This is a genomic window from Micromonospora sp. Mcm103 (assembly GCF_024519755.1).
Lineage (GTDB): Bacteria > Actinomycetota > Actinomycetes > Mycobacteriales > Micromonosporaceae > Micromonospora > Micromonospora aurantiaca.
This window is the reverse complement of sequence record NZ_JALJRJ010000009.1, coordinates 107,365-128,215: the sequence shown is the minus strand read 5'-3', so window position 1 is coordinate 128,215 and position 20,851 is coordinate 107,365. Positions and strand designations below refer to the sequence as shown.

At 68.9% G+C, this 20,851-nt stretch carries 14 protein-coding genes; 7 read left to right on the top strand and 7 right to left on the bottom strand.

Annotated features, from left to right (window positions below):
* Positions 1-106 precede the first annotated feature (106 nt).
* The 4 genes from OC439_RS13795 (at position 107) to OC439_RS13780 (ending at position 4,724) form a co-directional block, all read left to right on the top strand.
* On the top strand, positions 107-1,378 hold the full coding sequence (locus OC439_RS13795; protein WP_073831690.1) for an extracellular solute-binding protein: 1,272 nt from the start codon (positions 107-109) through the stop codon (positions 1,376-1,378).
* Positions 1,379-1,442: 64 nt separating this feature from the next.
* Positions 1,443-2,375 carry a carbohydrate ABC transporter permease gene (locus OC439_RS13790; protein ID WP_030500465.1) on the top strand — a complete coding sequence of 311 codons (933 nt, stop codon included), beginning with the start codon at positions 1,443-1,445 and terminating at the stop codon, positions 2,373-2,375.
* 10 nt (positions 2,376-2,385) lie between these two features.
* Positions 2,386-3,285 carry a carbohydrate ABC transporter permease gene (locus OC439_RS13785; RefSeq protein WP_396849429.1) on the top strand — a complete coding sequence of 300 codons (900 nt, stop codon included), beginning with the start codon at positions 2,386-2,388 and terminating at the stop codon, positions 3,283-3,285.
* Entirely contained in the window at positions 3,282-4,724 is a 1,443-nt protein-coding gene (locus OC439_RS13780) for a GH1 family beta-glucosidase (RefSeq protein ID WP_262013738.1), read from the top strand. Before OC439_RS13785 ends, OC439_RS13780 begins: the two co-directional genes overlap by 4 nt.
* Positions 4,725-4,763: 39 nt before the next feature.
* Here OC439_RS13780 and OC439_RS13775 read toward each other — a convergent pair whose 3' ends face one another.
* The 7 genes from OC439_RS13775 to OC439_RS13745 form a co-directional block, all read right to left on the bottom strand.
* Complete coding sequence (locus OC439_RS13775) at positions 4,764-7,595, bottom strand: right-handed parallel beta-helix repeat-containing protein (RefSeq protein ID WP_262013737.1); 2,832 nt, start codon at positions 7,593-7,595, stop codon at positions 4,764-4,766.
* Positions 7,592-8,785 (bottom strand): hypothetical protein, encoded by a 1,194-nt coding sequence (locus OC439_RS13770; protein WP_262013736.1) that lies wholly within the window; start codon positions 8,783-8,785, stop codon positions 7,592-7,594. The genes OC439_RS13775 and OC439_RS13770 overlap by 4 nt, the downstream gene beginning before the upstream one ends.
* A gap of 738 nt (positions 8,786-9,523) precedes the next feature.
* Positions 9,524-10,318 carry a hypothetical protein gene (locus OC439_RS13765; RefSeq protein WP_262013735.1) on the bottom strand — a complete coding sequence of 265 codons (795 nt, stop codon included), beginning with the start codon at positions 10,316-10,318 and terminating at the stop codon, positions 9,524-9,526.
* A gap of 486 nt (positions 10,319-10,804) precedes the next feature.
* Complete coding sequence (locus tag OC439_RS13760) at positions 10,805-13,807, bottom strand: TIR-like protein FxsC (protein WP_262013734.1); 3,003 nt, start codon at positions 13,805-13,807, stop codon at positions 10,805-10,807.
* Between the two features lie 6 nt (positions 13,808-13,813).
* Entirely contained in the window at positions 13,814-14,794 is a 981-nt protein-coding gene (locus OC439_RS13755) for an AAA family ATPase (RefSeq protein ID WP_262013733.1), read from the bottom strand.
* The gene (locus OC439_RS13750; protein WP_262013732.1) at positions 14,788-16,698 is read right to left on the bottom strand and encodes a serine protease; all 1,911 of its coding nucleotides are present in this window, start codon (positions 16,696-16,698) and stop codon (positions 14,788-14,790) included. Before OC439_RS13750 ends, OC439_RS13755 begins: the two co-directional genes overlap by 7 nt.
* Positions 16,699-16,710: 12 nt before the next feature.
* Positions 16,711-17,064, bottom strand: a complete 354-nt coding sequence (locus tag OC439_RS13745; protein WP_262013731.1) for a CU044_2847 family protein — start codon at positions 17,062-17,064, stop codon at positions 16,711-16,713.
* A gap of 518 nt (positions 17,065-17,582) precedes the next feature.
* Between OC439_RS13745 and OC439_RS13740 the strand changes: the two genes are divergently transcribed.
* From OC439_RS13740 to OC439_RS13730, 3 genes are all read left to right on the top strand, one after another.
* A complete protein-coding gene (locus tag OC439_RS13740) occupies positions 17,583-19,403 on the top strand; it encodes an endonuclease NucS domain-containing protein (protein ID WP_262013730.1) in 1,821 nt (606 codons plus the stop codon).
* A 130-nt stretch (positions 19,404-19,533) separates the two neighbouring features.
* Complete coding sequence (locus tag OC439_RS13735) at positions 19,534-19,707, top strand: hypothetical protein (protein ID WP_262013729.1); 174 nt, start codon at positions 19,534-19,536, stop codon at positions 19,705-19,707.
* Between the two features lie 26 nt (positions 19,708-19,733).
* The gene (locus tag OC439_RS13730; RefSeq protein ID WP_262013728.1) at positions 19,734-20,630 is read left to right on the top strand and encodes a hypothetical protein; all 897 of its coding nucleotides are present in this window, start codon (positions 19,734-19,736) and stop codon (positions 20,628-20,630) included.
* Positions 20,631-20,851: the final 221 nt, after the last annotated feature.

Here is a 20,851-nt window from a genome sequence, read left to right as displayed (position 1 = left end):
GGCATCCGATCTTCATCCAACTCCACCCACCCCCACCACCATCGCTTCGCCGACAATGTAACCGGTTTCAGGTAACCGGTTACATCGCACGAAAGGGTTCCCTGGCATGCACCCAAACCGACTGTTGCGACTGGCGGCGGCCACCCTGGCCGCCGGAGTACTGCTGACCGCGTGTGGCACCGGCACCGAGGGAGGCTCCGGCGGCGGCAACGAAAAGATCACCCTGAACGTCAACCTGTTCGGCAACTTCGGGTACCAGGACCTGTACGCCGAGTACCAGAAGTCGCACCCGAACATCACGATCCAGGAGCGCACGGCCGCCTACAACGACCATCATCGCGACCTGATCACCCACCTGGCCACCGGCTCCGGCGCGGGCGACATCGAGGGCGTCGACACGGGCTTCATCGCGCAGATGCGCGAGCGGGGCAACCTCTTCGTCGACCTGGGCAAGGACCGCCAGTCCGAGTACCTCGACTGGAAGTGGGCGGCGTCGCTGGCCAAGGACGGCAAGCAGGTCGGGTACGGCACCGACGTCGGCGGTCTGGCCATCTGCTATCGGCGTGACCTGTTCGAGAAGGCCGGCATGCCGTTCGACCGCGACCAGGTGTCGGCCGCCTGGGGCAGCGGCTGGGACCAGTACATCGAGTTCGGCAAGCGGTACGCGGCGAAGGCCCCGGCCGGCAGCGCCTTCTTCGATGGCGGAGGCCAACTGTTCAACGCCATCATCGGCCAGGCCCCGGTCGGGTACTACAACGAGGACAACGCCATCGTCGTGGGCACCAGCCCCGATGTCCGAAAGGCCTGGGACCTGACGGTGAAGGCGATCCAGAGCAACCTGTCGGCCAAGCTGATCGGCAGCTCGCAGGAGTGGAACAACGGCTTCGCGAAGGACCAGTTCGCCACCATCGCGTGTCCGGCCTGGATGATGACCAAGATCAAGGACCAGGCGAAGCACGCCGCCGGCAAGTGGGACGTGGCGAGCGTCCCGGGCGGCGGCGGCAACTGGGGCGGCTCGTACCTCACCGTTCCCAAGCAGGGCAAGCACATCGAGGAGGCCAAGAAGCTCGCGGCGTGGCTGACCGCCCCGGAACAGCAGGCCAAGGTGTTCACCGCGCGGGGCAACCTGCCGTCCATCCCGGCTCTGTACGACAAGCCCGACATTGCCCAGTACAAGGACGCCTTCTTCAACAACGCACCGGTGGGCCAGCTCTTCACCACCGCGGCGAAGCAGCTCAAGCCCCAGTACCAGGGCCCGCGAGCCGGAGATGTGCAGACCACCATCCGCGACGCCCTCGTCCGCATCGAACAGGGCAAGCAAAGCTCCGACGAGTCCTGGAAGCAGATGGTCAGCGACGTCGAGCGCCTCGCCAAGTAACTCGACCCGCGCCGCCGGCGGTCGCCCCTGACCGCCGGCGGCGCCCGGCGACGAAGGATCGACGATGGCCACCTACCTCCACCAGGCCCGGCGGGCCGGCCTGAGCCGGCTCGACACCAAGGGCTCGCCCTACCTCTACATCCTGCCGTTCTTCCTGCTGTTCGGCGCGTTCGGGCTGTTCCCGCTGCTGTACACGGCGTACGTCTCGTTCAATGACTGGGACCTGCTCGACTCCGGGTCGCACCGCTGGGTCGGCCTCGCGAACTACCGCGAGATGCTGCAGGACGCGTACTTCTGGAACGCCCTGGGCAACACACTCAGCATCTGGGTGCTGTCCACCGTGCCGCAACTGCTCGCCGCGCTCTGGATCGCCCACCTGCTCAACCACCGGCTGCGGGCCCGCACCGCGCTACGGATGGGCGTGCTGCTGCCCAACGTCACCTCGATCGTGGCGGTGACGATCGTCTTCACCCAGCTTTTCGGCCGCGACTTCGGCATGGTCAACTGGGCGCTCGGCCTCGTCGGCATCGGCCCGATCGACTGGCAGGCCAACACCTGGAGCTCCCACCTGGCCATCTCGTTCATCGTCGCCTGGCGGTGGACCGGCTACAACGCCCTCATCTACCTCGCCTCGATGCAGGCGATTCCGCACCACCTGTACGAGGCCGCCGACCTCGACGGCGCGTCGCAGGCTCAGCAGTTCAGGCGGATCACCGTCCCGATGCTGCGGCCGACGATCATCTTCACCACGGTGATCTCGACGATCGGCGGCCTGCAGATCATGGCCGAACCCCTGCTGTTCGCCAGCTCCCAGACGCCCACCGGCGGCTCCGACCGGCAGTTCCAGACCGTCGCCCTGTTCATGTACGAGCAGGGGTTCCGGGAGTTCCGCTTCGGCTACGCCTCGGCGGTCGCCTGGACGCTCTGTCTGGTCATCGCCATCTTCGCGATCATCAACTTCCTGCTCACCCGGCGCATCGCCAAGGACGAGGACTGAGGAGAACGCCGTGACCACCCTCGCGGACCCCATTCAGACCGGCACCACACCCTCGCCGCCGCCACGCCGGTCCCACCGGCGCCGGAGCTTCGGGTACCCACGCAAGGGCTCGGTCTGGAGCTACGGCGCCCTGCTGGCGGTCGTGGCCGGGTCGGTCTTCCCGCTCTACTGGTCCATCGTCGTGTCCTCGCAGACCAGCGACGCCGTCACGAAGGTGCCGCCGGCCCTGGTGCCCGGCGGGCACCTCTTCGACAACATCGCGCGCGTGTTCGACACGACCGACTTCGGCCGAGCCCTGGTGAACTCCTTCATCGTCAGCGGCTCGATCACCGTCTCCGTGGTGTTCTTCTCGACCCTTGCCGGGTTCGCCTTCGCCAAACTGCGGTTCCGAGGCCGAAAGGCGCTTCTCGTCGTGGCCATCGCGACCTCGATGGTGCCGCACCAGCTCGGCATCATCCCGCTGTACATCCTGATGGCCGACCTCGGCTGGACCGGGCGCCTCACCGCCGTGATCGTGCCCGGGCTGGTAACCGCGTTCGGCGTCTTCTTCATGACCCAGTACCTCGGCCGCGCCGTACCCGACGAACTGCTGGAGGCCGGCCGCGTCGACGGGTCCAGCACGTTCGGCCTGTACTGGCACATCGTCCTGCCGGCGGCCCGCCCCGCCGCGGCGGTGCTCGGGCTGTTCACCTTCATGCAGGCGTGGAACGACTTCTTCTGGCCGCTGGTCGTGCTGCAGGACAACGCGACCGTGCAGGTGGCGCTCTCCGCACTGGCCAGCGGCTACACCACCGACTACACCCTGACGCTGACCGGCACGCTGCTCGCCACGCTGCCGATCCTCGTCGTCTTCATGCTCCTCGGCCGGCAACTCGTCGACGGCATCATGCAGGGGGCGGTGAAGGGATGACCACCACATCCGAAGGCGCCGCCGCGGCCGCAACCCGGCCGGACCTGCCCGAGCTGCCGGACCTGCCGGACCTGCCGGCCGGCTTCAGCTGGGGCGCGGCCACCGCGGCGTACCAGATCGAGGGGGCGGTCGACGAGGACGGCCGCGGGCCGTCGATCTGGGACACCTTCTGCCGCCGCCCCGGTGCCGTCGACGACGGCACCTCCGGCTCGGTCGCCTGTGACAGCTACCACCGCTGGCGGGAGGACGTGGACCTGCTGGCCGGCCTCGGCGTGGACGCCTACCGTTTCTCGGTCGCCTGGCCACGGGTCATGCCGGCCGGGCGGGGCGCGGTGAACCGGCGAGGCCTCGACTACTACGACCGGCTCGTCGACGCCCTCTGCGGGCACGGCATCCGGCCGTTCGTCACGCTGTACCACTGGGATCTGCCCCAGGCGCTCGAGGACGAGGGTGGCTGGCGGGTACGGGACACCGCCGAGTGGTTCGCCGAGTACGCCGCCGCGGTGGCGGGCGTCCTCGGTGACCGGGTCCAGGACTGGATCACGCTGAACGAGCCGTACTGCTCGTCGATGGTCGGCTACGCGGAGGGCCGGCACGCGCCCGGCACCGCCGAAGGACATGGTGCCCTGGCCGCCGCCCACCACCTGCTGCTCGGGCACGGCAGGGCGGTCGCCGCAGTCCGGTCCGCCGCCGGCCCGCGGTCGCGCGTCGGCATCACGCTCAACCTCTCCCCCGCCGTGCCGGCCAGCGATACCGAGGCCGACCGAGCGGCGGCGGATCGGCAGGACCTCATGCTCAACCGGCAGTTCACGGATCCGGTGCTGGGCGGCGCGTACCCGTCCGGGTTCGAGCGGCTCTACGCCGGGGTGAGCGATCTGTCGTTCCGCCGGGACGGTGACCTGGCGGTGATCTCCACGCCGCTGGACTTCCTCGGTGTCAACTACTACTACCGGGTGCACGTCGCCGACGCCCCGTACGAGCAGCCCGACCCGGCGCTGCGCAGCGCGTTCGACATCGGGGTCCGGCAGCTACGGCCGGACGGGTTGCCCACCACCGACCTGGGCTGGCCGGTGGAGCCGCAAGGGCTGTTCGACACCCTGACCGGGCTCGCGGACCGTTACCCGGGCCTGCCTGCCGTGTACGTGACGGAGAACGGCTGCGCCGACCTGCGGGACGGACCCGAGCCGGACCCGGAACGGATCTCGTTCGTGGCCGGGCACCTGGCGGCGGCGGCCCGTGCGGCCGCCGTTGACGACCGGCTCGATCTGCGGGGGTACTTCTACTGGTCGCTCATCGACAACTTCGAGTGGGCCCGCGGGTACGGGCCCCGCTTCGGTCTGGCCCACGTCGACTACGGCACCGGATCCCGTACGCCCAAGGCCAGCTACCACTGGCTGCGTGACCGCTTGCGGGCGTGGCGGGAACGCACCTCCACCTGAAGCGCCGCCCGCGGCTCGTGGCCGGAACAAGCTCTTCGATCATGAAGGCGGGGCGTGGGCGCCGGGCTCGCCTGGCCGGGCGTCAAGGGCCAGCCTCAGCGCCGCCTCGACCGGATAGACCGGGCAGTACAGCGGAGTGTCCGTGGCCGGCGGGACCGCGTCCTTCGCCTCGAACGCCTTGCGGGCCCGGCCGAGGTCCGCGAGCAGGTCGGCCACTGACGGTTCCTTCTTCGGCTCCGGGGACGCCGCCTCGACAGGTGCCTCCGTCTTCGGCGCCGTGATCGAGACGCCGAGCGCCGCCGCGGCGGCGTTGAGCCCGTCCTTCGGCATCGCGGCGGCCAGCGCCGAGAGGCGGCCGACGGCCTGGTCGGCGTACGCGGCGTCGACCGGCACCGCCGGCAGCTCGAACCGGGTTCCGGTCTGAGCGCCGAACGGGGCGTCGCGGAACACCCGGTCGCGGTTCTCGGCGTCGACGAGCACGTGGCGGCCGTCGTGGAGGTCGGCGTACAGGTTGGCGGCGAGCACGTTCCCGTCGAGCAGCAGGTTCTGGTCGGGCACGGTCGCGCGGACGGCGATGCTGTCGGCGAAGGCGAGCACGTTGGCCTCGACCCGCATGACACCCCGGCCGGAGATGTCCAGCAGGCAGCCGGTCGTGGACTGCCCGGTCGAGGCCCGGCCGGTGGGGTCGGCGGCGAACAGGACCGTGTTGCCGCGGATGGTCCAGGGGCCCGCGCCGGGTGCCTGGATACGGACGGCGGTGCCGCTCGTGTTGACGACCACGTTGTTCTCGAACGTCCCGTACGCCGCACTGAGCTGCACGGCGCAGTACGCCGCGTTGGCGAAGACGCAGTTGCGCACGGTGATGCCGCCGCTGCCGCCGCGCAGGTCGAGCAGCGCCGCCGACTGGGAATGGCCCGCGTCGAGGGCGCCGCTGTCGGCGTACGCGTTGTAGGTCGCCCCGTCGAACATGAACCCGTCAAGGATGAGGCCCTCCCCCGAGTCCTCGCCGGTGAGCACCGGATCGCCGAAGATGCCCTTCGCCTTGGTCTCCGGAGTGAGCACGAAGCGCACGGGGTGTCGCCAGGGGTCGCGCGCGGCGAACTCGGCGTCCCACCCGCCCAGCAGCGTCAGGTTGCGTACGGGGATGCGCCACGTGCCCGACCGCAGGCGGCCCGTGTACTCACCTGCGGCGACGAGGATGCGGTCGCCCTCGGCGGCCTTCTCGAGGGCCTGGAACGGGTCGCGGAACGGCGCCTCGCGGCTGCCGTCCCCGCCGGAGGATCCGGCCCGCACGAACCAGTCGCGGCCGGCCGGCCGGGGCGGCTCGGGGGCCGTGACGTCGAGCACGGGCGCGAGGGAGTCGAGGACGATGGTGGCGCTCTGACGCCCGCCGGGGGGCGTGAGGCGATACGTGCCGCGGAGCAGGTACGTGGACTCGACGTCGAGGCCGCGCGAGTACCGTACGGCCTCCTCAGTCTGGTGATGGACGAGGCCGTAGCGCGGGGCGAGCGCCCACCACGGGCTGTTGTCGGTGCCGGGCTCGTAGACGGCGACGCCGATGTGCGTCTCCGCGAGCTCGGGGAGGATCTGCGTGTTCTGGTCGAAGCCGACCCCGGCCCGCACCTGCACCGGGGCTCCGGCGAGCGCCGGGTCGGCCTCGTAGAGCCGCGCCCAGTCGACGGCCTGGTACGCCGGACCGGCCGGGAGCTCGGTGAACGGCTCCGGCGCCGCCAGGTCGGCGGGGTGCGCGCCCGGCGCCGCGCCGACCGCGAGGGCGAGCACCTCGGCCGGGGCGAGCCGGCGCATGACGGGCCGCTGAACATCACTGTCTGATGTGGACGACAGCTCGCCGAGGCCGGCCGATTTCCGCAGCGCGTTGAGGGCGGCGATCGGCGGGCGCTCGTACGTGACGGCGACGTCCACCGTGTACGCCTCGAGCCACGCCGCCGGGAGCCCGGTCAGCTGTGGGTCGCCGACGGTGTTGCCGGCCGCCGAGCGCAGGCCGACGTCCTCGAGCTCCGCGGCGTACTCCTCGGTGAGCTCGGCCTCCGCGCCCGACACCCGGCTGCGCACGATGTCGCGCGGCGTGGCGAAGAACAGGTTGCGGTCGATGGCGATCTGCCCGACGTCGCGCAGGCAGGCGACGGCCGCGTTGCCGCAGCCGACGAACACGTTGTCGGCGATCGCGGCAGCACCGTTGACCCGTACGCCGACGGCCCGGTCGGCGCCGGAGCCGCGCGGCGGGTCGGAGTCGTCGTGGGCGAAGGCGAAGGTGTTGCGGCTGACCGCGGCCGGGGTCTCGGGGGCGCCGTCGCGGACGGTGAGCAGGCTGAGGCCGACGCAGTTGACGACGATGTTGTTCTCGAAGACCACGGAGTCGCCGCCGAGCTCGACGGCGCCGGAGCTGCCGTTGGCGAAGCAGCAGTCGCGGACGGTGATGCGCTCGCCGCGCAGGCTCACCAGCGGGCCGTCCCCGTAGGAGGCGCGCTGCAGGCCGCCCTGCTCGTCGTAGTCGTCGCGCCCGGCCCCGTCGAAGAACAGCCCGTCCAGGACGAGGCCGTCGTGGCCGCCGATGCCCTGGAGCATGTTCGGCTCGTTCGGGACGCGCAGGCCGGTCTTTGCCGCGAAGACCGTCGGTGTCTGCCAGGGGGTACGGCGGGCGAAGTCGGGGCTGTATCCGCCGAGCAGGGTCAGCTCGGGGGTGTCGACGACCCACGAGGAGCGCTCGCCGCGCCCGGTATAGGTACCCGCCGCGATGTGGATGCGGTCGCCGGGCGCAGCCTGCCGCAGCGCGAGCCACGGGTCGTGGAACGGTCGGGCCCGGGTGCCGTCGCCGACCGGGCCGCCCGCCGCGACGAAGAGGTCGGTCATGACTTCTTCACCTCGTCGTCGGCTTCCTCCGTCTTGTCCGCGAGCAGCTTGAAGCCCACCTTGACCGCGTCTCTGACCTGTGCGAACGCGGCGAGGCCCGTCTGCTTGTAGGGTCCCTCGGCCAGGTCCTTGACGTATTCCTCCTCGGTCGCCAGCAGCGACTCCAGGGATTCCGAGGCCTTCTCCAGCTCCTCGTTGAACTTCGCCAGCGTGCCCGGATCATCGGTCAGCTGGGCGAAGGCGTTGGTGCTCTCCTCCACGAGCGTGGGGAAGAGCTCGTCGTAGAGCTTGCTGGACTGCTCCTTGGCCGCCTCGGCCCGCGTGTCGAGCCCTCGGTCGAGGACGTTCTCCTTCATCCAGTCCCAGTCGGTGGCCCGGTAGTCGCCGGACGCGCCGATGCCGCGCCAGTTCGCCGCCGCCTCGGCGCCGCGGGCGAATAGCTTGTCGATCCAGTCCTCGTCGAGCTGTTCGCGGGCCGCGGTCAGCAGCTTGATGTTGTCGACCACCGTCTGCTTCGCGGCACGCTTCTGCTTGGCCGCCATGAGGTTCTCCGCGGTGAGCTTCTCGAAGTTCTTGATCGCCTCGTTGGCGGCTTCCTTGGACGACGGGTCCTTCATGAAGAGGACGATCAGGCGGGCGCCCGAGGTCGGGAGGTATTTGACGAGCAGGCTCTTGACCGTGTCCTGGATGGAGCCGAAGTTCTTGAGGAGCAGCTGCTCGACGATCGCGTCGTTGCTGCGCGCGTTCTTGAGGTCCTCCTCGCACTTCTTGATGAGCGCGAGGTCGGCCTCCAGGACCTTGCTCATCAGCGTGGCGACCTCGGGGACGTCGAGCCGGGCGACCTGCGCCCAGATCTTGCGCTCCCCGGCGAGGAAGTCACGCGGGCCGACCGCGGTCCACCGTTCGTCGACGGACATCGCGTTGGCCTGGCTGTCCTCCAGCACCGACCGGATGTCCGATTCGAGGCGCTCCATCAGCGCCTCGGCCTGCTCGCAGTTGGTCTCCCACCGGTCGGTCAGGCCGTCATAGCCCGGTTGCTCCAGCTTGGAGAGCATCTCCTCGAACAGCTTCTCCCGATCGGTGTCGAAGCGTTCCAGCAGATCCAAGACCTTGTCGAGGATGTCCTCCTCGAACCCCGTGGCGCGCATCCGCTGCTCAACGAGCTCGCGGGCGTCATCGACATCTTCCACAAATTTCAGCGTAGGAGCCCTCGGTCACCCGAGGCAGTCGTGAACCCGATCCCTGCCAGATCAAGGATCCGACCTATGCCGCCGCTCGGTGAGTCGATTGTCAGTAAATGGCTAGCCCAAACCCAGGCCGAACGGACCCGAGCCGAATCCGAGCTGCACGCCGGGAGCTCCGCCGCACCACGCCGGATGACCCCGGCAGAGATCACCACGCTGTTCGGGGCCCTTGGGAACATCGTCACCGCGCTCCGCGACGCGGACCCCGCCGACAAAGCCGAGGTCTACCGCCAGCTCGGCCTGCGGCTGACATACCACCCTGAAGCGCGAACGGTGCACGCTGAAACCGATCTCAGCGCACACCGTGGGCCTATGGGTCGTGTCCGAGGATCGACACGAACCGATGCCCACCTCGGATTGCGCGTTGTTGGCGCCATCCCCATCGGTTGACGATCACCCTACCCGGACTGTGTGGGTTCCCGGGCCCCCGGGCCGCTAACGGGGACCCGTCCAGTACAGCGTCGAGGGCTGACCCGAGGTTTGGGCCAGCCCTCGACCTTGAATCGGGTCATCTGGATTCGAACCGACAACCCCTTGTAACGGAAGTAGCCGAAGTGGGCTTGTCATTCCTTGCCTGAGGTGGTCGTTGAGCTGCAAGGACGTAAATGAGCCCTCACCGGCTCGGCGGCCCACACCGTCTCAGTGACTGTCGATGCGCCGGTCCACGCAGCCTGGGCACCCCCATTAGCGCACAAAGTCGTTGAAGTCCGGCATGTGTCTCCCGCGAGAGAGCGAAGGCCGCCAGCCACTGACCTTCATCGCCCAGCGGTCACCCGATGCCGTTCGGTCCGGGTTGTGGTCGACCTCGACAGGCCAGCCTTGTCCGGCCGCCACCTCGCGGACCCGGCGGTACATCCGGTCGGCGACGCCACTCTTGCGGAACTCCTTGCGCGTGTCGACGCGCTTGATCTCCCCCACCGTCAGCCCGGCTTCAAGGCCGTCGAGGCGCCCGCCTGGCCGGATGATCGTCCAGGCTAGGTGACCGATCCAGGCGAGACTATTGGCCGCAAGCGCCACAACGACCGCGCTGCCCTCGCGGTGAAACACGACGTGCACCTCCCCCGCCTCGGCACTTGCGTCAACTAGATCGACGATCGGACCAGGTTGCCGCATGCTGATGGCGTCGGCATCCTGCAACGAGCACACTTGGTCCTCGCTGTCTGGGATCGCCAGCCCCGTCCAGGCGTCGACGCCGACCAGTTCCCGCGCGGCCCGGCACAGAGCAACGCCGACGCCGCGCTCCGTCTTGTCTTTGCGGACTTGGGTGTCCTTGACCTCGCCGACCTGATCGCTAGAGCCAGTAGTCCAAGTGATGTGCCCGATGACGGTCAGCACGTCCGGGTCGAGGCCGAGGATGGTCGAGAGTCGGCCACGCCGGATCAGCACGACGAGCAGCTTGGCCCGGCCAGCATGACCGATGACCTCCCAGGGCTCGCCGTCGATGACCACTACCGGCGTGGTCGATTCCTCGGTTGTCATAGTGGTTGTCCTTCGATCTTCGGGACAAGCAGCGTGCCGCAGCTTAAGAAACCGCCGGTAGATGTCGCGTTAGAGTGGCTTCCGAGCCGTTCGATGGCGGTACCCGCGAAGTCCTGAGCGCCTCCACTGGCACTAGCCACCAGATCATCAGCCCGGCGGCTGGGCAGACCGAGAGCACCGCTAGAGGAGAGTACGCACTCAGAGTCAGGGCAGCGGATCCGGGTGCCGCTCTATTGGGCGACAGCGGAGGCTCGACCACGGCGATGAGGCGTCTTCTGGTCGCCCATGACATTATCTCAGCGTTCGACCCGATCACCCGGTCACGGACGACAGCCAACGTTTGAGATGCCGCGGGTAGAGCGGGGTGGACGCAAGGCGGTCACCCCGCAATCGGCAGTACGTGCGGACAAGGCTTCGGACCTGCTGCAGAATCGCATCCGCTGCTACCGAGCAGGCCATCACCTGGTGACTGACCCAGCCTCGCAGTCAGACCAGATCGCCGGGGAAAGGGCGTTCCGCCTCGCCGCGCCAACCGGGCTCGACCCAGGGGCCGTCGTACAGACCCTCGGCCGAAAGGGACAGGGCTGGCACCGTCAAGCCGTCCCGGTACAGTCTCACAACCTGTTGGGCGAGACGCCACACGACTGCCTGGTAGGCGGCGTCCTGCCGCCTGAGCAGGCTATAGAGGCCGTCCTGCTGATATGACGACACCGTCTCCGGGTCAGGCAGGCTGGTCGGGGTGAACCAGCTGGTGCGACGTAGCGCAGCGGGAATCTCCACAGGCTCGACGGGTGCCCACAGGACCGGAAGGATGCTGGTCGTCGTGGGCATCCCAGCCGTCCGGAGCTCCCGCGGCCGGCGGGCGAACGTGTTCCATTCGATTCTGCAGAAAGGACTACGCAGCAGAGCAGGCGAGACCAGTGGCACGAACACCTGGCAGGTAGCCAGGGCGGCGAGGGTTTCGTCGGTCCAGCGTGACTCGCCCGAGAGTGGCGTGTCCATGAATCCGGCGGTCTGGGAGTGCAACGGACCGATGAGCTCGCTGACGTGTATGCAGAGATCATCGAAGAGTCGTAGGATTTGTTCGTTCACAAGGCGGTCTCTGCGCTCGCGACCCATGCCCGGGGCGTAGCTGAGGTAGAACACCGGTGCTGGCTGGTCGGCTCCGCCGCCTGCGGGCCTCCGCTCGTCGCGGTTGCGAACAATGGCCCGTCCCCCTAGGGCTGGGGCTCGCGCGAGGAGGATCTGTCCCGTGCCGGTCGCATACCACAGCGGCCGCTGACGTGGCTGCTGTTGCTGTTTTGTCAGTAGCCGGTTCACGTACTGGTACAGGTCGGCGACTGAGATCGCTCCGTCTCCGTCGACGTCGCCCTTCGGATCGGTCAGCCCTTCGATCGCCGCACTGACGAACAGGGATCCGTTCTGGTTCTCCATCGCAATCTCGGTCGGACCGGTCGAGGCGATGAGCACGCGCGTACCTGCTCCTCTCACTTCACGTCGAAGCTCGTCCGTCTTGTCCCATACGCCCTTGCACTCCTCGGCGAAGAGGCCGGCGTGGCTGCAGTCGACAAGAATGACCACTTGGCGTGCTGGGGCCTCGGCGACCAGTCTGGCGAGGAAAGTAGCCGACAGCGTGTATACGTAGTCCGTTCTCCTGACCCCAGGGTGAGCCGGGTCTGCCGGCACTCGCCGGGTCTCCACAGTGCCGAACTGCAGGCGACCGTAACGGTCGACGATGCCGTGGCTTCCGAGGTAGAGCAGCAGCGTTTCGTCGGGTCGACTGTCGGCGACGAACGCTTCCAACCTGGCCCGGAGGCCGCCGAGCGGTTCGTTCAGCGACACCTGGACGCTGAAACCGGCGGACGGCTCGCCCAGTACGCCGGCGAGCCGGGTCAGGTCCGGCGCCGCCATGCGCAGGTTCGGGAGGCTGTCATCGTCAAATCGGTCAGTGGCGATCAGCAGAGCAGTCCGCCGGTTGCCGTCCGGGGTGCCGCTGGACGGGGTAGGGTCGGCGCGCCTCGGATCGGCCAGACCGAGCCGGGCAGCGGCGAGGGGATGGACTGCGGTGACGATGTCCGTGGACGCCTCGACGGGGCCTTCCGCGACGGCGGCGAGTCCGGCGAACGTCCGGCCGGCCTGCCCGGCGTGCCCCCCGAGGTAGCGCCCCACAGCCGCCAGCACGGCGTCGGCCTCGGTGCGCCGCAGTTGGTGGAGCAGACGGTCACGGACACCTGGCCGGAACTCGTACTCCTCCGCGCCGGTGTGGAGGAGCAGCCCGCCGAGCATGATCTCGGCGAGCGCGGACGTCCGAGCGGTCGGGACGAGAACGTGCTGCACCAGACGCATCACCGGCAGCGTCAGGGGTACCGCCGACAGACACACCGCCAGCTGGTAGGCGGCCGGGGAGGCGCCGGCCCGGAAACGGCGTAGTTCGTCGCCCGGCTCGGCGGGATGGAAGAGTCCCCGCTCCGCAGCCGGTTGTGCGGGTTCCACCGCCACCGCTAGGGCCAGTCCGGAGACCCCGCCCCCGATCAGCTGCGCCCAGGAGAGAAGGGCCGCGGGTTCCACACCGAGCACGGGTACGACCGACGCGCACGGCCCGTGGTGCGGACGGCGTCGCAGGACGGCGCGCAGCTGACTGTTCGGCGCACCGGGCCGACTGGTGTGCAGCACGGCGGCCCGCGTAGGCAGGCCGGTGCGGTGCCACAGCTCCTCGGGCAGCACCTGCACCACGGCGAGTGGGCCGGCGCGAAACCAGTCGTGCAAGGTGGCACTTGCGGCGCCGTCGTGCCACGGCTTCGCCGCGCCGTCGGTGACCACGAGGACGATCCGCCGTCCTGAGCTGTCGATGAGCTCCCGAGGGCTGCGTGGCGGCGCGGACGGGTTCGCCGCGACGTGACAGCCCTGCTCGTTCAGGGTGAGGTGCCACCGACGGACGTCCCGGAAGGCCCCGGTGCGGTGCAGCGTCTCCTCAAGCTCGGCGACGTCGGTACGCCACAGTTGCATAGTGGGTGATGCGTCGACAACGAGTGCCACGTCGAGCCATCGTTCCCGGGCGGGGCGTTGCACGACCGACCAGATGCCGGTGCTGGCGATGACCTCGACGGTGGCCGCCTCGTCGAGCACTTGGTGGCGGCGGGACGCGGCACGGCGGCGAAACGGCCGCAGCGCTTTCTGCAGCTCCCGGGGGCCCGTGAGGCCGGGTGCCGCGGGCAGCGCGACCGGATGTCCGGTCGTCGGTGGTCCGGTGGCCGTCGCCCGGACCACTCCGAGGGGGACGAGGCCCGGCGGCGGCTCGGGGTGCGGGGCCGACGCCGGCCCGTCCGGGGTCTCCTGCCGTCCGACCGGGGCGGGGACCGTGGACACCGGCGCCGACGGGGGCGGAGGCGGGGGCACCTGCCGCGCCAGCCACACCGCCTCGGCCAGCTCCCGCGCCGTCGGCGCGATTCCGGCCTCGCTCAGCGCCCGGATCAGCGCCGTGAGAGACATCCTGGGTCAGCCGGTCGGGTTGAGGTGTCGAAGGACAAGTTCGGCGAGCCCGTACCGGTCGGTGACACCGGTCTGCTCGGCGTTCATAGTCAGAAAGATGGCGTTGAGCAGCTGGTCGGTGGCCAGTTCCCCGACCGCACGTCGTTCGAGGAAGCGCTGGATGAGGTCGGCGTTCGCCGCCAGCGCCTCGTCTCCCAGATGCGCCCGGACGATCGCCTCGAGCCTTTCGGCGTCGGGTTCGGCGATGTCGAGCCGGACGCATCGCCGCAGGAACGCCGGTGGGAACTCCCGTTCGCCGTTGCTGGTCATGATCACGATGGGGAACGCATGGCAGCGGACCAGCCCGCGTTCCACCCGCACCGGGGTGGTGGCCTGTTCGACGCCGACCTCCACGCCCGCCACGGTGTCGGCGATGCGGACCAGTTCGGGGATCCGGTACTCCCCCTCCTCGAGCACGTTGAGCAGGTCGTTGGGCAGGTCCATGTCGCTCTTGTCGACCTCGTCGATGAGCAGCACCCGTGGCGCCTCGGTCGGCAACAGGGCGGTGCCCAGCGGTCCCAGTTGGAGGTATCGACCGATGTCGGCGGCCGGGCGCTGTTGCGAGGAGAGGTTGGCGTCCTGGAGGCGGGCGATAGCGTCGTAGCGATACAGGCCGTCCTGCAACGTGGTGCGGCTGGTGACCGGCCAGCGTAGGACCGGGCCGAGCCCCAGCTCGTGGGCGATCGCGTACGCCAGGGTGGACTTGCCCGTGCCGGGGCGGCCAGTGACCAGCAACGGCCGACGAAGCATGATCGCGACGTTGACCAGCTCTACCTCGCGCGCGTCAGCCCGGTAGGTGACGGCCCGCTCGACGGCGTTGGGTCGACTGCCGTCGCCGTCGTCTTCGGTGGTGTAGGTGACGAGAGGGCCGCCATCGAACTGCCGCCACGGAGGTGGGTCCGGCAACGTCCACGGGTGCGGGTCGCCGTCTCCCTTGAAAATCACCATCTAGGGCGTGCCTCCTCGTCGGTGCGGTCTTCGGGCTCCAGCACGGGAGCCAGCGGCTCGGCGCGGCCGGGGTCGTCCCAGAGCAGTACGGTTCCGCGACAGTGGAGATCGCTCTGACTGGGTTGGTGGCCCGCCGTCCGATTGCGGAGCAGTCGTACCCGTTCAGGAAGGCCGGCCGTGGTGGTGAGGCTTCCGGTGATCGCCTCGCGGAACTGCCACCCCGAGCAGTCCGCCACGACGGCACCCGTGTCGTGTTCCGCGCAGGTGTCGCGTCGCCACACCGCGACCGGCACCCCGGCGTCCAGCGCGACGCGTAGCAGTTCTTCGACGGAGCCTCCGGAACTTGGGCGTCGGGTGAGCGCGACCACGGTGACCTCGGGTCGCTGTTCGAGCTCGGCGGAGAATTCCTGTGCGGTAAGGCCCTCCGTGCAAACGATCCAGCGGACGTCGCCGTCCACCGTCATCAGTTGTTGCCAGCGTCGGAGCCAGTCGTGTCGCACCTCGGGGTCGACGGACCGGTCGTAGTCGCGGAGCACCACCCGGTACTTGCGGCCCAGATTCGTGTAGGGCTTCGTCGGGACCAACTCGTCGAAGGGCTCGTCGAACAGCGTGATGGGGAGGACGAATTCGATCGACGCCGCGCCGCCGAGCCAGCACAGCGCGTCCCTGAGGCGCTCCCGGGCTACCTCTCTAACCTGGGCGAGGGTGTGCCGGGGCTCCTCGTCGGAATAGAGGCGGCGGGGCTCGCGGACCGGGTCGTCGTGCACTGTCATCGTCAGCCGGTAACGATCGACCCTGGCGTAGCCGGGGACGATCTGCAGTGAGATGACCCCGCGCGGTGCGGCGGCCGCCGCCCGGTTCCCGGCTCTCCATGCCCTCAGCACGTCCAGCCGGTTCAGCCGGGTGGCCAGCACGGTGGTCCAGTCGCGCAGCTCCCGGCCCGGTCCGGTGCCGTCGTGCAGGTGGCTGAGTTCGTGCGCCATTCGCAGCAGAGGCAGTAGCCGGTCCGGGTCTCCCGCCGGGACGTCCCACAGTGTCGCTGCGACGTCGCGTAGAGCGAGTAGCGGTTTGACGGGAGGGCGCCCGTCGTCCGCGCAGGTGGCGAAGAGCCGCTGCAACGTCACCGGGTCAGGGGCGGGTAGTTCGGCCAGCAGTCCCAGCAGCTCCATCTCCTCCTGCGGTCCACACGGGCGGTCGAGACGGTCGCCCTGCCATGCCTGCTGCCGGCGCAGGTGCGCCCAGCGCTGGTCCCGGGCGTGGAAGCGGTCGTGCGCGGCCATCATCGTGCGCCATCGGGCGGCGGGCAGCTCTCGTAGCGCCGCGACCGGTGCGAGATAGCCGCCCCGGTCGGTGTCCTCGGCGACGGTCGTCGTCACGATGGCGCAGACCGCACCGTCCCTCGCGTCGAGCACCGGTCCGCCCGACATGCCCGGCGCGATCTCATTTCCCGTGAGCTGCCAGTTGCGGCCGTGTCCGAAGAGGTGCCATCCGCTGAACCGGCCCTCCACGGCGGCAGGGCGCAGTCCCTCCCCCAGCTTTGCCGAGTGGCCGAATGCCGTTAGGGGTGCGGCATCGTGCGGCGCGGACTCGGAGAGCCAGACGCACGGATGCTCGGGCGGGTCGGCCACCTCGATGACCGCCAGGTCGGGGTACGCCCACAGGCCGAGGTCTCCCCGCTCGGCTGGGACGTGGTCGGTGACCGCGCCGCGCAGCACCCGGTCACGCCAGACGACCTCGGTCCTGCTGCCGGCTCCCTCGGGCACCACGTGGGCGCAGGTCACGATGAGGCCAGGGGCGACCCATACTCCAGAGCCGCCCTCATCCGAGGCGGCGAAGGGGTTAGGTCCGACCCGGACGAGACAGTCCTCGACGAGGTCGCTCCAACGCTGGTGCCAGGCCGTCAACGCTCCGCCCGCTCACATCCCGTTGGCGCCGGGCGCTTCGGAGGCCGATATCCCGAGCGGTTGCTGCCCACCCCAGGTGAGGCTCACCTTCAGGCTAGCGGTGCCACCCGCTTCGGCCAGCACGCTGGTCAACTTGCCCGACTTCACGGTCAGTGACAAGCCGAACTCCACTTGGACCTGGTCCGGCACGAAGTCCTCGATCGCCTCCCGCACGCTGCGGGTCACACCACTGATCGTGGAACGGAGTTCGTCGATATCGAGGCGTTGCAGGCCACCGGCCCCCACGTTGGTCGGGCCGTCCGTCCTGACTTGCGCCCAGATGACCTCACCGCTGGGCAACCGCACCTGCATGGTCTTGCTGGTCATCGCACCTCAGCCGCTCGTCAGGTCGACCGTCGTTTCTCGACAGTCACGGTGATCGTATCGACGGCGAGGATGGCGGGGAACCGGCCCGACGGCCAGCGGAAGGGAGGGCGGATGTCCGGAACCGGACAGAAGCGGATCGGCACGCAACGGTCTCGACACACGTAAGCCGGCGCGGCACCCGGGGACGCAAGAACCGCGGTTGGTGTCGGCACGGCCGCGAGGGCACCCTGTGCGGACGATCGGGGCAAGTAGCTGGTGCGGCGGTTCTGGGATGAGGCTGCCGGTGGGAGCATCTCGCTGGCCGCCGCTGCCGTCCTGCTCGTGTCGCTGGCGGTGCACCGCCTGTGCGACGGGTTCAGCGCGATGTTCCTCGCCGCGGCGCGACGGCGGCCGCCAGGATCAGGCCGTCCTTCCTGCCGTGTCGATGAAGCCGTTTGGTGCCCTCGGCTGATTCAGTTGCATGAACGAGCCGGTAGGCTCGGGCTACCGGCCGATGAACACTCGTATACGGGGAGTCGATGGGACAGGACCTGGTCTATCTCGTCGAGGGGTCGTCAGCTACCCCCGCCGTACGCGTTTCACTGGCGGAGGCAGGGCTGAAGGAGCGCGAGGACCTGCAGGAATGGGTGGTGGCTCACCCCGAGGTCATTGCTGATGGCGTACGGGTCATCACGATCGAGTACGACAGATGGTCCACCGGCTCTGGGACCAGCGCCCGGCAACGCCTGGACGTGCTGGGTCTCGACCGCGCTGGTCGGCTGGTGGTGGTCGAACTCAAGCGGGAGCGAGACCGGGACATCCATCTGCAAGCGTTGACCTATGCCGCATTGGTCTCCCGGTTCACGATCGCAACGTTGGCGTCCGTTCACGCCGATTTCCTGAGCCGCCGCGGTCAGCCGACATCGCCCGACGAGGCGATGGCGTACCTCCGGGATCATGTCGAAGGCGACTTCGACGCGGAACTGCTGGTCAATCCTCGTATCGTGTTGCTTGCGGCCGATCACCCGCCGCAGGTGGTGACCGCCGTGGACTGGCTCTGCACCGTCAGCGGGCACAGACTCAGCATCGAGTTGCGCACCATGAGTGCGTGGCGGGTCGGAGACCAGATCGCCGTGCAGTTTGACTCGATGTACCCGGTCGTCGGGATTGACGACATGCTGATGTCACCGACCGAGGCGAACGCGACGACGACAACGGTTGCCGAGAAGACCACCGAGGCGACCCGCGCGGCCAACACTGTGCAACGGATCATCGACAACGGCCTGCTGGCGATCGGCGCTCCGCTGAACCTGCAACCAACGACCGAGATTCCAGCCGATACACGCGCGGCGATCGAGGCATGGGTGGCCGAGGAACCCTCCCGCGGGCGCGCGGCGTGGACGGCGGACAGCGCCGGCCCGCTGCGCTGGGAGGGTGACGGCAACACCTGGCGGCCCACAACATTGATTCGGCACATCATCAAGCAAGCCAGCGGTCTCGACCGCGGCGGCCGAGGCCCTGCCTGGTGGATTACCGAGGCCGGCTCAGACCTGACAGCCCTCGCGTACGGCAGAAACACCCGAGACTGGACGGACCTACACCAACTGATGGAGCAACTCCATCCCGGAGAATGGACCAACTACGGGGAGCTAGCCCAAATCATCGCGGTCCCAGCCATTAGCGTCGGCCAGCACATCGCAACCTGCCCCGAATGCCCCTACGGCGCTCACCGGATCCTGACCTCCACAGGCAAGCCGGCAGGAGGCTTCCGATGGACCGACCCCACCATCGCCCAGACCTGCCAGGAGGTCCTAACCGATGAAGGGGTCACCTTCGACCCTGACGGTCGAGCCAACCCAAATCAAAAAATCTCGGCAGCAGCACTCCAACAGCGGCGCAAGCTCGGCAACATTCCCAGCCAGAACGCGCCGACTATGCAGCTGTCCGTGGCCCTCGATCGCGCTGACCTCCTCCTACCCCTCCCCATCGGAGGCACGAGCAGCGCGTGCGGGTCCCGCGAGCTTTCGCGACGGCGACAGTCAGGCAGACGCCGGCTTGAGCCCCTACCCGACAGCCCCGAACCACGTCGACGAGCCGGGAGCTTCGCCGTGGCGAAGTACGACCCTCTGACCGACTTCCTGGAGCGGTACGAACAATGCGAGATCCGGATGTCATTCCAACGGATTGAGGAAGTTCTCGGTGCGCGCTTGCCAGCCAGCGCGCGGTCCGACCGGACATGGTGGGGCAACACCTTCAACCGGACACGCGTCCAAGCCCACGCGTGGCTGAACGCTGGGTGGAAGGTGGACGCAGTCGACGTGACGCGCGAGTCGGTGACGTTCATCCGAGGCCAGTCGTAGGACTTTCTCCGGCAGGCCAGGCGCCCGCACATGCCGATGACTCCTCTCGAGGCGCGCCCCGTTGGGCTGCGCCCAGGCTGCGTCGTCCTGGACGAGCCGCGCGGGTCAGGAGTCCTCCGCCCATAAGTCGGTGCACGAGGGGTCCGTACCGGCGCACGACCCACAGCCGACCTTCGCCGACGCAGTCGACCGACACATCGAGGAACACTTCGAGCCGATCGAGTTCGTCAACTACGAGATCGCCTCGCACCTGGTCGGTGTGCACTCCCATGTCGTGGCACCGACCGAGGAGCGCCCGCAATGACCCCGTCTGGGACGAGCGAGCTACCGATGACGGTGCCGGAGGGCCACGACATCAGCCCGTACGCCGAACTGATGCTCAGCATGCCTGCGGACTGGCCGCTGGACGAGGTGGCCGGGCTAGACGATGCAACCGGTGGCCCCTACGAGTCCTCAAGCAGGTTGCTCGGCTGCCTCACGAGTCAACACGATCGTCACCGGGACCTCACGCGGTGGTGGTCTCTCGGTGGTATCCCGCAACCTGCGGTGCGCGGGACAGTCGCACGATGGCTGCAGCGGGTCAGGACACCCGACGAGGGCAGACATCAGCCGCTGGACCCCGTCGGCGTCGACCGGCCACGACCAGTCCATGTTCCACGGCTCCTCCCCCGGCGGGTAGAAGCAATCGTGATCAAAGCGCACCAGAAGTCCAGCACCACACTCCGGGCAGGCCACCACGCTGCTCCAGCGATAGTTGACCTGATGCCCCGAGACACCGTGCGGAACGCCCCAACTGCTGATGAGCACCACCGTGCGCTGATCCGCCCGGCACACGACGCAGATGCCCATAGCCGCCCTCCCCTGCCGTACGCCCGCAACCACACCGTAGAGATCGACGACAACCCACGGGACGGGGCGAAGGAGGCGGTCGCTGCGAGGGTCGAGATGAGGTGGGCTCGGTACCGTGACGAGGTGATTCCGAGTTGTCCCGACTGCCACGCCGCGGGCGTTCCTCTGCTCTTCGGCCTCCCGGCGCCGGAAGCCAGAGAGGCCGCAGCCGCAGGCGAGCTTGCGCTCGGCGGATGCTTCCTCCCCGAAAAACCGGTACCGAACTGGCAGTGCCCACGGCAGCACCGATGGCACGACGCCGATGAGCGGACATGGAACACGCAACTCCTAGCCGCGCTACTCGCACACGGCTACACCGAGCGGGATGTCGACGCTTGAGCCGGCAGCGGGAGCGGGCGCCGGCAGTTGCGGTGCTTCGGCAGAGACCGTGCTCCCCACCGATAACGGCCTCTTACTCCTACGGGACGTCGCCGCGGGCACGCCAGCACACCATCGGCCCGCCTTCGAGGCGCCCTCACAGCCAGACCAACGAACGCGAGCCGAACTCGATTCGCCTACTGCCGTTGCAGTATTCGTACTCTATCCGTATCTGCATGCAT

Bases quoted from the DNA above. Each gene is read 5' to 3' on its own strand.
- OC439_RS13730 (WP_262013728.1), top strand. From the start codon at position 19,734: ATGACGGTGCCGGAGGGCCACGACATCAGCCCGTACGCCGAACTGATG.
- OC439_RS13745 (WP_262013731.1), bottom strand. From the start codon at position 17,064: ATGACCAGCAAGACCATGCAGGTGCGGTTGCCCAGCGGTGAGGTCATC.
- OC439_RS13775 (WP_262013737.1), bottom strand. From the start codon at position 7,595: ATGACCGACCTCTTCGTCGCGGCGGGCGGCCCGGTCGGCGACGGCACC.
- OC439_RS13740 (WP_262013730.1), top strand. From the start codon at position 17,583: ATGGGACAGGACCTGGTCTATCTCGTCGAGGGGTCGTCAGCTACCCCC.
- OC439_RS13795 (WP_073831690.1), top strand. From the start codon at position 107: ATGCACCCAAACCGACTGTTGCGACTGGCGGCGGCCACCCTGGCCGCC.
- OC439_RS13755 (WP_262013733.1), bottom strand. From the start codon at position 14,794: ATGGTGATTTTCAAGGGAGACGGCGACCCGCACCCGTGGACGTTGCCG.
- OC439_RS13780 (WP_262013738.1), top strand. From the start codon at position 3,282: ATGACCACCACATCCGAAGGCGCCGCCGCGGCCGCAACCCGGCCGGAC.
- OC439_RS13760 (WP_262013734.1), bottom strand. From the start codon at position 13,807: ATGTCTCTCACGGCGCTGATCCGGGCGCTGAGCGAGGCCGGAATCGCG.
- OC439_RS13765 (WP_262013735.1), bottom strand. From the start codon at position 10,318: ATGACAACCGAGGAATCGACCACGCCGGTAGTGGTCATCGACGGCGAG.
- OC439_RS13790 (WP_030500465.1), top strand. From the start codon at position 1,443: ATGGCCACCTACCTCCACCAGGCCCGGCGGGCCGGCCTGAGCCGGCTC.